The sequence below is a fragment of the Psychrobacter sp. FME13 genome (genome assembly GCF_014861395.1).
Classification (GTDB): domain Bacteria; phylum Pseudomonadota; class Gammaproteobacteria; order Pseudomonadales; family Moraxellaceae; genus Psychrobacter.
Window position 1 is genome coordinate 20,692 of record NZ_RRYV01000027.1, and the last position, 10,609, is coordinate 31,300.

Sequence of the window (10,609 nt, forward strand, 5' to 3'; positions counted from 1 at the left end):
AAATATATAATTGTAGGCAAGCTCGATAATAAATAGCTTACGGCAGCCTACTGACCTTGAGTGGTAAATACATTTTGTTTACTGGCTTTATATTGACCATCTTCACTAGTTACATTTAAGGTAATTGGTGTCTGTTCAAAATCGATAACATCAGGATCACCATAAATACTCACTGGCATATCGAAATTTTCACCTGCTTCTAATGGTACATCATTAAACCGAAGTTCTAAACTTAGACCATCTTGTGGTGTGAGGGTTATTTTATAGCTATGAGGTTCTTGAGTTTTATTAGTCAGCTTAACGATATAGCTGTTTTCGATCATGCCTTGATTGTTAACGGAAGACAACTGATTACGGTCACGGCGAATATCAATCTCTAAGGGCACGCGATCCGTCAATGCATAAATAACACCACCACATAAAATGCTAATAACGGCTAAATAGGCAAATAGGCGTGGACTGATAACACGGGTATTTTCTTTTTCTGACAATTGTCGTTCTGTTGTATATCGAATAAGTCCTCGTGAATAACCAACTTTATCCATGATTTCATTACAAGCATCAATACAAGCAGCACATTGGATGCAAGCAACTTGTAATCCATCTCGAATATCGATACCAGTTGGGCAGACCTGCACACACATGGTACATTCAATACAGTCACCTAAATGCTCAGGATGTGTGCCTTTTTTGCGTGCACCGCGTGGCTCACCGCGTTCATAATCATAAGACACAACCAAGGTGTCTTTATCAAACATCACGCTTTGAAAACGTCCATACGGACAGATTTGGATACACATCTGCTCACGCATGTAACCCGCATTGGCGTAGGTCGCAAAGGTAAAGATAAACATAGATACCCATATCCATGTTGGCCAGTCGGGGAGAGGAACAAACCCCATCATTTGCCAGCTATGATATAAATAATCTGTTCCAGCGACGTAGCTCACAAAAGTCGCTGCTGTAATTACTGACAGTGCAAACCAAATAAAATATATTAAAAAGCGCTTAAAGGCCTTTGTTGCACTCATTGGTGCTTTATCAAATTTGACACGTTTATTACGGTCACCAATCACCCATTTTTCGACATGTTGATAAAGGTGAGTCCAAATCGTCTGGGGACACGCATAGCCACACCATACACGACCTGCATAAACCGTTACCATAAATAATGTAAAAGCAGCAATGATCGCAAAGGCCGCAATAAAATAAAAATCTTGGGTTAAAAAAGTCATACCAAAAATATAGTAATGCTGCGAAGGAACATCAAACCATATTGCCTGTCTACCATTGTAACGTAGCCATGGCAAAAGCAAAAATGCTGCCAAAAGTGCATACATTGTGATGATACGAATATTTTGATAAAAACCTTTAACAAATCTAGGATGAACACGGTGCTTGGTCGCATCAAGGTCAACCTGTTGTACAGGAATTTTATTGGGTTGTTGTGCTGACATAAACGTGCCTCTTTAAAAAAAGAATCAGTTTGCTGGCATGATGAACAAACATCTGTGATTATCAGATGTATGAGGGTGCAATGTTATCAATGTCAGTAAGTAGCGGATAAATTATTGCATCGCAAAATAGTTTATCTTATCTACCAAATGATCGATTACGAATAGCTTAATGAGAATGAAAACAGTTCTTTAAATCAGCGACTAAAGAGATGTTTTTAGGTATGACTATTTTAACATTCTCTTTGCTAAAAATGGGGTGATAATCTCAAAAAGCAATCAATATATTATGACTTGCTATAAGCAAATCGATAGCCTACTAAATAGGTCAAAAGATAGCTGTATAAAAAAAGAGAGAACTGCAATAACAGTTCTCCCTTCATTCAAATTCATTCATTTACGACTAAAATCACTGACTAAAAAGTATTAATTAGCAGTAGTTTCTACCACTTCGGTTGCTGGTGTAGCTGTTACCGCAGTTTGAGAGGTAGGTTGAGTTGTCTTATCTGACAATGAGTAAACGTAGGCAGCAAGTAGCATAATGCGTTCGTTACCTAGCTTGCTTTCCCATGCAGGCATAACGCCAGCACGACCATAGCGTAAGGTATCACGAATAGTTTCACGATCACCACCAAACAACCAAATATTATCAGTTAAGTTAGGTGCACCTGCTGAAATCATGCCTTTAGCGTCTGTACCATGACAAAGTACACAGTTGGTTGGTTGTTCAAAAAGTACTTTACCTTGCGCAACCATGGTTTGATCAAGATCATAATCATTTTGGTTGCCAGAGATAGATAGTACATATTCAGCAACCGCACGGACACCATCTTCACCAAGGTTGTCACGCCACGCAGGCATTGGTAGTTTTTCAGGTTCTTTCTTGTAGTCTACACCAACATGCCAACCATTATGCAAAGTAAGCAAGATATTGCCAGGCTCTCCACCATGCAACCAATCGTTATCAGTAAGATTCGGATAGCCAGTTGCACCTTTAGCATTAGATCCATGACAAACCGAACAGTTCTGCAAGAATAAACGGCTACCAGCCTTCAATGCATTTGGGTTTGTTGATAGCTTCTCAACATAAGGCGCAAGTTCTGTTACCTTATCATTGATTTGATCCTGCAAGTTATCAGGCGCTGTTTCGCTATGACGCAATGTTGCTTGCATATCAGCAAGTGTTGCTAACGTAGCGGTAGCACCACTGGCGTCTGCTTTTGCCAAGATATTCTGCTCAAAGTTATCCGTAAAAAGTTTATCGTTGCTTTCAAGGTCACTTGCAAGCTCAGTTTTAGTAGTCCATGGTACAGTTTTGCCATCGACTACTTCTGTAGCTAAACCTTCCCATTTTGACGGGAATATAGCTGGGAAAAACACCCAGTAGGCAACACCCCAAAAGATTGAGCCAAAAAATATTACTAGCCACCACTTAGGCAATGGTTTGTCATATTCTTTGATACCGTCATAGGTATGGCCAGTGGTGCCATCTTCTTCTACTTCGGGTTTGTATTTTAGAACAAATAACAAAACCCCAAGAATGAACAGCCAGCAGCCGATACTTATTATAGTAATCCAAGAACTCCAAAAAAATGTCATCGTTCATCCTTATTGCGTTGCTCTTCAGACAGAGATTTTATATCCTCGTCATCAAGCGCAAGTTGTGCATCTTCTTCGAAGCGTTTTTTGTTTTTTGGCGAATACGCCCACCATGCAACACCTACGAAGGCAACAAAGGCAGAAACGGTCGCAATTGTTTGTAATTCACCAATACCCATTAGCGCTGTCCTTCCATCGCTGTGCCTAGTTGCTGTAGATAGGCAACCAAAGCGTCAAGCTCAGTGGCACCAAGTACAGCATCTGGTGCTTTTTCGATATCTTCTTCAGTATAAGGAACACCGAAGCGATCACGGAATAGACGCATTTTATTTTGAATGTTTTCACCATCCACTTCATTCTCAGCAAGCCAAGGGAACCCAGGCATTACAGATTCAGGAACGAGTGAGCGTGGTGCAATCAAATGCTGCTTTTGCCAATCTTCAGAATAGCGTCCACCAACTCGTGCTAGATCTGGTCCAGTACGTTTTGAGCCCCATAAGAATGGATGATCCCATGTGGATTCTGCAGCACGCGAATATGGTCCATAACGTTCGACTTCAGCACGTAGTGGACGAATCATTTGAGTGTGACAGACGTGACAACCTTCACGAATATAAATATCACGACCTTCGAACTCTAGTGCAGTCCATGGTTCCATAGTGGGAAGGGGAGCGTTTACGCCACCTTCTTCAGGAGCTTTGTTGTCATATATCAGTGGTACGATTTCAACTAGCGTTGCGAAGCTAATAGCAATAACAATACCGATGACCAACAAGCCTGTATTTTTTTCAATAATTTCATGCGGTGTACCAGCCATGATCGCTCCTTATACGTTAGCTGTCGAAGGTTTTTCGACACTAGGTTCATGATCCGTTGGATCAGCGACATCTACAGGCTTACCTTCTGGCATCTTGAGTGTTTTATAGCAGTTATAAGCCATAACGAACATTCCAGATACATATAAGAAGCCACCAAAAGCACGACCAATATATGGGAAATGTGAGAATTGGACGGTATCAACGAAGCTATAAACCAATGTGCCATCTGGATTAGTTGCAAGCCACATCATGCCTTGACCAATACCTGAGATCCACATAGATACAATATAGAAAATAGTACCTGCAGTCGCTAGCCAGAAATGCGTGGTGATTAAGCTGATAGAATACATTTTTGGTTTGTTATAAATACGTGGTAATAATACGTATAGTGAACCAATGGTAATCATACCTACCCAACCAAGCGCACCTGAGTGTACATGCCCTACGGTCCAATCCGTGTTATGCGATAGTGCATTGACTGTCTTGATAGACATCATTGGGCCTTCGAATGTCGACATGGCGTAGAACGACAGTGCAACAATCATAAAGCGAATGATTGGATCGGTACGTAACTTATCCCAACTTCCAGATAGTGTTAGTACACCGTTGATCATACCACCCCAAGATGGTGCAAATAGGATGATTGAGAATACCATTGCTAATGACTGCGTCCAATCTGGAAGCGCTGAATAATGCAAATGGTGACCACCAGCCCACATGTATGAAGCAATTAATGCCCAAAAGTGAACGATAGATAAACGGTAAGAATAGATAGGGCGACCAATCTGTACTGGAACGAAATAGTACATCATTCCAAGGAAGGCTGCCGTTAGATAAAAGCCTACGGCATTATGACCGTACCACCACTGCACCATCGCATCAGTTGCACCGCCAAATAACGAATAAGACTTGAATGCACTAACAGGAATCGACATGCTGTTTACGATATGCAGTAACGCAATCGTAATAATAAAAGCTGCAAAAAACCAGTTAGCCACATAAATATGTGAGGTCTTACGTTTGATAAGTGTTCCAAAGAACACAATGGCATATGATATCCATACCAGTGCAATCAAAATATCGATTGGCCATTCAAGTTCAGCGTACTCCCTTGTTGAGGTTAAACCTAAAGGAAGCGTAATGACTGCTGACACGATCACTGCTTGCCAACCCCAAAAGGTAAACCAAGCCAGATAAGGTGCAAACAATCTTGTCTTACAGGTACGCTGAACGATATAGTAAGATGTGGCGAACAGGGCAGAGCCACCGAACGCAAAAATGACCGCATTGGTATGTAGCGGCCTTAAACGACTAAAAGTCAGCCATGGAGTATCAAAGTTAAGTGCTGGCCATGCTAACTGTGAAGCAATGAACACACCAATACTCATGCCGACGATGCCCCATGCAACGGCCATTATCGTAAAGAATCTTACGATAGTAATTTCGTACTCACGGTCCACTGGGGCGACTGCTGTGTTTTGTAAACTCATTGGATGATTCCTTTACAGCCCGAATTATCAACAGAATTAACTAACGCTCCGCGCTATCTGTATCATAATAATGGATAATCAAATAGTAGTTGCGGTACATGCTATTTTTGGCTTACTTATCGCTGTAACATTATTAACTATCAATCTGAATTATATATCAGCTGGTACTCATATATACAGAGGCGTCTAAAATACACAGCGCTCATGATCAATCGATAGTAGGATTATTAATAAACTGTTCAGGTGAATAAGAAAATGTGCCGTTTTGAGCATCAAACATCTAATGAGACTAAGTATTTATCTTAATTATTACCAAAATCTGTACCAATGAAGATAGATACCAATATCCATAGGGCCGTAAGAACGCACTGACCATAGAAGTATGCTAGCGGCGGCTGACAAAAAAACATGTTTACGTAATGTTTAGTTAAAACTCCCGACTCTGTTTAAGGGTATTGTAACGCAATCCTAATAAAATATCATCAGAACTATGCGGCAAAATACAAACTCTTTGGTAAAAAATATAGCGAACAACTTATCGCTGTCATACTTTCGGTCTATTTTATACACAAAGTTGTCGCTATTCTAGGGGATGTATTTGTATCAATCAATAACAATAAATACAGTATTTGCTTATAAACCCTAGAAAGAGTTTTGTAACAATAACAGCATGAGTCTTCTAATTAAGTTTTACTTATTATCAACATGACCCTTATAATACCGATAAATATAGTGGTTGATTGTTGATATCACTGTTTTGAAAAATAAAGGCTCTTTTTAGAGGACACGCCCTAGTAATTACCTTATAAATAATTAACCAATTAGGTAAGGGTACTAAAAACCTCTATTCTTAAATAATATAAATCAAGGACAATAGCATGGCAGTTTTTTTGACAAACGAATGGTTTGAGCAAGTTGAGCAGATGGGTCAGGAAGCAGGTGAGCTGAATTTACCACCAGCACTTGCAAGTATGGTCGTCAATTTAAAGGTGTCGGATACTGAACAGGATATCGAAGCTAATTTCACCAATGGTTTATTACATCGCGGTTTGAACGATGCTGCAACGACGACATTGCTTCTGGATCGCAGTATTTTGCAATCAATCATCACTGATTTTGATACCAATGAAATCATGGGTGCGTTTATGGGTGGCAAAATCCGTGTAGAAGGTGATATGTCACAATTAATGGCAGTGCAAACAGCACGTCCAAGTGATGAACAAAAAGAGCTGTATATGCGTATTAAGTCAATGACGACGATGGCTTAATTTTAGGTCTATATGATTGTTGTTGAATAATGAGAATAGATATGCAAAAAAGCCTCTAATATATTAGAGGCTTTTTTATCGGTAGGTTAGACAGTTGCATATTCGGTATTTTACTAGCTAACTTTGGATTTTTGCGATGTATTTTTCTGGTTTTGTTTATAGATTGCCGCTTGCAGCCAGACGTTTGCTTGCACATAGTCGTGTACTTTAATGGTCGCAGTTTCTGGTGTATTAAGTGCACCGATACGTATTACAAATGGATCTGCATCTTGTTCACGTAATACCACCACGTCGAACAGAATAATTGACTTACCATTGAATACGGTTTCTTGCTTGCCAAGTACTTGACCTTGACACCATGCTTCATCCTCTTGTCCAAGCGTATCACCAAATAGATAAGCACACATGTGACCCAAGTTGATCTCGACTGGTGCCATTTGCTCTTTGGTCTCAGGCTTCCACTCTTTGATTTGCTCTTGCAGGTCATCAGGTATTTTTCCATCATTGGCTGCCACGATATCATTGAAAGCACGATGGTAGCGAATGGACTCTTGATCTTCGACCATAATTACTTCGTTTTGTTCGCTCGGTTTAATTTCGTGTGCCCAAGCGCTAAAGTTGACAAAATAAGAGCTATCTCGCTGGTATAGGTGACGATTGGTGGTATAAAGCTGATCAAAAGCATAAATAATACTACCGTCAGCTGTATGCAAGCGCAGTACCGCATCATGGGAATTGTCGTTCACGATAATGCGCTCAATTTTACAATGCAGACCATATGGACTATCGACGCAAGGGTAGGCATTGATGAAGCACTCAGGCTTGCCGTTATTCATCGCGAGTACTTGATTGATATGACAGGGCTGATCTTCCGATAGGAGTAAACAGCTATCTTGAGAGCTGACATTACTATTAAGGCCTTTAGGCATCGCTGCGTGTTCAATCATTTTCTGTAGCCATTCTGGCACGTCATGACTCATGTCTTCGGTCAAAATGCGCCAATGATCAGCATGACCTGCAGATTGCTCATCGGTTAAAGTGATCTTGGTGGGGGCCTGGATGTTCTTATATTGATAATTGATGGTCATGAGAATACTCAAAATTAAGTCAACGTGAAGTTTGGCGCTAAAACTGCTATTACTGACCATCATAACCTTAATTTATTGAATATGAAGGTTTTGATAGTCTGTAATGTTGTCGTCAGCAAAAGGTCAACAAACAACAATGAATGGGTAATGACAATTGTCCTTAGCATACAATATATAGGTATTGACGCAAGTAATAGCAAGTCCCTCATAAAAAATAGTAACAAAACCGCATTTTTTAGCAAAAATCATACTCAGTTTTTGCTAATGATTGGCACATATCCGCGAATTTGTGTCAAACTAGCTCCCTTTTGACGGCTGTCTTTGGCTCGTCTGAAACCCAATTTGTGTGCTCATTTTATAGTACATATAAAGTTGCACGTAGATAAGATAAAGAGTTTGAATATGTTTCGTCCTTTAGCGTTGTTTATCGGCTTACGATATACCCGAGCAGAGCGTAGTAATGGTTTTATCTCCTTTATCTCGCTTATCTCAATGATTGGTTTGACTCTTGGTGTTGCTGTCTTGATTACAGTGCTATCGGTCATGAATGGTTTTGATCGGGAGTTGAAAACTCGTATTTTAGGTATGGTGCCGCAAGCAACGGTCGTCTCATCAGAAATTATCAGTGATTGGCGAGAATTAGCGGATAAGATTGAAGAAGATCCAGAAGTTGCTGCAGTGGCACCTTTTATCCAATTGCAAGGGATGCTGACATCAAATAGTCAGGTCGCAGGCATTATGGTGACGGGTATTGATCCTGAATATGAGAAAAAAGTGTCTATCATTGATGATCATATGGTTGCTGGTAGCATTGATACACTACAAGACGGTGATTTTAGTATTGTACTGGGCGAAGAAATGGTGCAGTCACTAGGACTGCAACTGGGTGATAAAGTCACGCTAGTATTGCCAGAGGCATCTCCTTCACCGGCAGGCGTGATACCACGATTTAAACGTTTTACGTTAACAGGTGTTTTTAGTATTAGCCCTGAAGTGGACAGTTTAATGGCTTTTATTCCTATGAGTGATGCAGCAAAACTAATGCGTCTGCCTGAAGGGGCGCAAGGTGTGCGCATGAAGCTCCATGATATTTTTACTGCGCCAATAGAGTCAGAAAAAGCGGCAGCGCTAGCGCCTGGAAAATTGTATCCCAATGACTGGACACAAACGCATGGTAACTTATTTGGTGCGATTCAAATGGAAAAAGCGATGGTGGGATTACTGCTTTTCTTAATTATTCTCGTCGCCGCCTTTAATATCGTGTCTAGTTTGGTCATGCTCGTTACGGACAAAAAAGCTGATATTGCAATTTTGAAAACTTTTGGTGCCTCTCCGCGCTTAATTACTCAAGTATTTATGGTGCAAGGTGTGGTCATTGGATTTATCGGTACGATTGCTGGCACGATACTGGGTATCATATTTGCACTTACCGTTAGTGATATTTTGGGATTTATCAATCAAGCATTTAACCTCAATTTATTTGATGCTTATTTTGTTAACTATCTGCCATCGCAGTTACGTTTTGTAGATGTGGTATTAATTACAGGTGCTTCATTTACTCTGAGCTTCTTGGCAACTATTTATCCAGCACGTCGAGCGGCTAAAATTCAGCCAGCCCAGACGCTGCGTTACGAATAAATAAATTTGTGAGCAGATGAGATCGTTGAAAGTCTATATAGAGTTGATAACACTTTATAAAGCATTAATACTCGTATAAATAGAATAAAGGAAGTGCCATGTCTGTTATTTTAGAGGCAAAAAATATCAACAAGATATATGATGAAGGGGCGGTCAGCACGCAAGTGTTGACTGGTCTGGATTTGACGGTCAAGCCTGGTGAGCGCATCGCTATTGTCGGCACCAGTGGTTCAGGTAAAAGCACCTTGTTACATTTGCTCGGGGGGTTGGATACACCAACCAGCGGTGAAGTTTGGTTACATGGGCAGTTATTAAATAGTATGAATGAAACTGAGCGCGGTGCGATGCGTAATAAGCATTTGGGTTTTATTTATCAGTTTCATCACCTGTTGGCTGAATTTACGGCTATCGAAAACGTCGCGATGCCACTGCTGATGAGACCTAAAGTATCAACGGCTGTCGCACGTCAACAAGCGATTGAAATCCTAGAAAGCGTTGGTCTTGAGCATCGTTTGATGCATAGACCCGGTGAGTTGTCAGGCGGTGAGCGTCAACGAGTAGCGATTGCTCGTGCGTTAGTGACTAAGCCATCACTTATTTTGGCAGATGAGCCAACAGGTAACTTAGATTATGATAATGCGCAAAGTGTCTTTGGGCTGTTGTCAGAGCTGCAAAACACCATGCAAACGGCATTATTAATGGTGACGCATGATCGTAATTTAGCGGCACTGGCAGATCGTCAGCTCTTACTTCGCAATGGATATTGGGCAGAATATTAAGTCTCTCAGCGCTGACAAGGATAAATTATGATGAATAAAAATGAAGATCCAATTGCTGCTTTTGGTAGCGCTGAAGAGGGTAACGAGCCATTAAAGCCTTATATGGACCCAACGTTATTTGATACCATTGATGAACAAACGCAAATAGATTTGCTGACGCCTGTTTTTGATGCCATTACTTTGGCAGGTGTGGATTACGATCTACAAGCTCAAGACAGTGCAACAGGCAAGCGTTATACACTGTCTAAAGGCGAAAGCGTATTGGATGTATTTGTAATGGATAATAACCTGACTGACAATGTTATAGGCGCAATCAGTAAGAGTGAAAAAGACTGAGTTTTATAATTCTTAGATTAACACATGAAGTGCAATACCAAATGCAAGGTGAAAAAAAGACCTAGATGCGCTAGCATCAAAGTTTTTATCCACCGACCAAAGTGAGATTGCAACCATGAGCTATACACATCTAAGCCTA

The 10,609-nt window shown here is 40.6% G+C and carries 10 protein-coding genes; 4 read left to right on the forward strand and 6 right to left on the reverse strand.

Going from position 1 to position 10,609, the window contains the following annotated elements; all coding sequences use genetic code 11:
- Positions 1-47: 47 nt before the first annotated feature.
- The 5 genes from ccoG to ccoN all read right to left on the reverse strand — a co-directional run bounded on the left by ccoG (position 48) and on the right by ccoN (position 5,361).
- Entirely contained in the window at positions 48-1,457 is a 1,410-nt protein-coding gene (ccoG, locus tag EI164_RS05680) for a cytochrome c oxidase accessory protein CcoG (RefSeq protein WP_192519020.1), read from the reverse strand.
- Positions 1,458-1,880: 423 nt separating this feature from the next.
- Complete coding sequence (ccoP, locus tag EI164_RS05685) at positions 1,881-3,053, reverse strand: cytochrome-c oxidase, cbb3-type subunit III (protein WP_192519021.1); 1,173 nt, start codon at positions 3,051-3,053, stop codon at positions 1,881-1,883.
- Complete coding sequence (locus tag EI164_RS05690) at positions 3,050-3,232, reverse strand: cbb3-type cytochrome oxidase subunit 3 (protein WP_192519022.1); 183 nt, start codon at positions 3,230-3,232, stop codon at positions 3,050-3,052. The genes ccoP and EI164_RS05690 overlap by 4 nt, the downstream gene beginning before the upstream one ends.
- The gene (gene ccoO, locus EI164_RS05695) at positions 3,232-3,870 is read right to left on the reverse strand and encodes a cytochrome-c oxidase, cbb3-type subunit II (RefSeq protein ID WP_192519023.1); all 639 of its coding nucleotides are present in this window, start codon (positions 3,868-3,870) and stop codon (positions 3,232-3,234) included. The genes EI164_RS05690 and ccoO overlap by 1 nt, the downstream gene beginning before the upstream one ends.
- Positions 3,871-3,879: 9 nt before the next feature.
- Entirely contained in the window at positions 3,880-5,361 is a 1,482-nt protein-coding gene (gene ccoN / locus EI164_RS05700) for a cytochrome-c oxidase, cbb3-type subunit I (protein WP_192519024.1), read from the reverse strand.
- 878 nt (positions 5,362-6,239) lie between these two features.
- On the opposite strand from ccoN, the gene EI164_RS05705 reads away from it, so the two are divergent.
- Entirely contained in the window at positions 6,240-6,629 is a 390-nt protein-coding gene (locus EI164_RS05705) for an SCP-2 sterol transfer family protein (RefSeq protein ID WP_192519025.1), read from the forward strand.
- Between the two features lie 113 nt (positions 6,630-6,742).
- On the opposite strand, the gene EI164_RS05710 is transcribed toward EI164_RS05705, so the two are convergent.
- Positions 6,743-7,717 (reverse strand): hypothetical protein, encoded by a 975-nt coding sequence (locus EI164_RS05710; protein WP_192519026.1) that lies wholly within the window; start codon positions 7,715-7,717, stop codon positions 6,743-6,745.
- A gap of 402 nt (positions 7,718-8,119) precedes the next feature.
- Between EI164_RS05710 and EI164_RS05715 the strand changes: the two genes are divergently transcribed.
- The 3 genes from EI164_RS05715 (at position 8,120) to EI164_RS05725 (ending at position 10,470) form a co-directional block, all read left to right on the forward strand.
- Positions 8,120-9,355 carry a lipoprotein-releasing ABC transporter permease subunit gene (locus tag EI164_RS05715; protein ID WP_192519027.1) on the forward strand — a complete coding sequence of 412 codons (1,236 nt, stop codon included), beginning with the start codon at positions 8,120-8,122 and terminating at the stop codon, positions 9,353-9,355.
- Between the two features lie 98 nt (positions 9,356-9,453).
- Positions 9,454-10,134 carry a lipoprotein-releasing ABC transporter ATP-binding protein LolD gene (lolD, locus tag EI164_RS05720; protein ID WP_192519028.1) on the forward strand — a complete coding sequence of 227 codons (681 nt, stop codon included), beginning with the start codon at positions 9,454-9,456 and terminating at the stop codon, positions 10,132-10,134.
- Between the two features lie 27 nt (positions 10,135-10,161).
- Positions 10,162-10,470 carry a hypothetical protein gene (locus tag EI164_RS05725; RefSeq protein ID WP_225739134.1) on the forward strand — a complete coding sequence of 103 codons (309 nt, stop codon included), beginning with the start codon at positions 10,162-10,164 and terminating at the stop codon, positions 10,468-10,470.
- Positions 10,471-10,609 lie beyond the last annotated feature (139 nt).

Excerpts from the sequence above, each read along its gene's own strand:
- ccoN (WP_192519024.1), bottom strand. The coding sequence starts at position 5,361 with ATGAGTTTACAAAACACAGCAGTCGCCCCAGTGGACCGTGAGTACGAA.
- lolD (WP_192519028.1), top strand. The coding sequence starts at position 9,454 with ATGTCTGTTATTTTAGAGGCAAAAAATATCAACAAGATATATGATGAA.
- ccoO (WP_192519023.1), bottom strand. The coding sequence starts at position 3,870 with ATGGCTGGTACACCGCATGAAATTATTGAAAAAAATACAGGCTTGTTG.
- EI164_RS05710 (WP_192519026.1), bottom strand. The coding sequence starts at position 7,717 with ATGACCATCAATTATCAATATAAGAACATCCAGGCCCCCACCAAGATC.
- EI164_RS05705 (WP_192519025.1), top strand. The coding sequence starts at position 6,240 with ATGGCAGTTTTTTTGACAAACGAATGGTTTGAGCAAGTTGAGCAGATG.
- EI164_RS05690 (WP_192519022.1), bottom strand. The coding sequence starts at position 3,232 with ATGGGTATTGGTGAATTACAAACAATTGCGACCGTTTCTGCCTTTGTT.
- EI164_RS05715 (WP_192519027.1), top strand. The coding sequence starts at position 8,120 with ATGTTTCGTCCTTTAGCGTTGTTTATCGGCTTACGATATACCCGAGCA.
- ccoP (WP_192519021.1), bottom strand. The coding sequence starts at position 3,053 with ATGACATTTTTTTGGAGTTCTTGGATTACTATAATAAGTATCGGCTGC.
- EI164_RS05725 (WP_225739134.1), top strand. The coding sequence starts at position 10,162 with ATGATGAATAAAAATGAAGATCCAATTGCTGCTTTTGGTAGCGCTGAA.
- ccoG (WP_192519020.1), bottom strand. The coding sequence starts at position 1,457 with ATGTCAGCACAACAACCCAATAAAATTCCTGTACAACAGGTTGACCTT.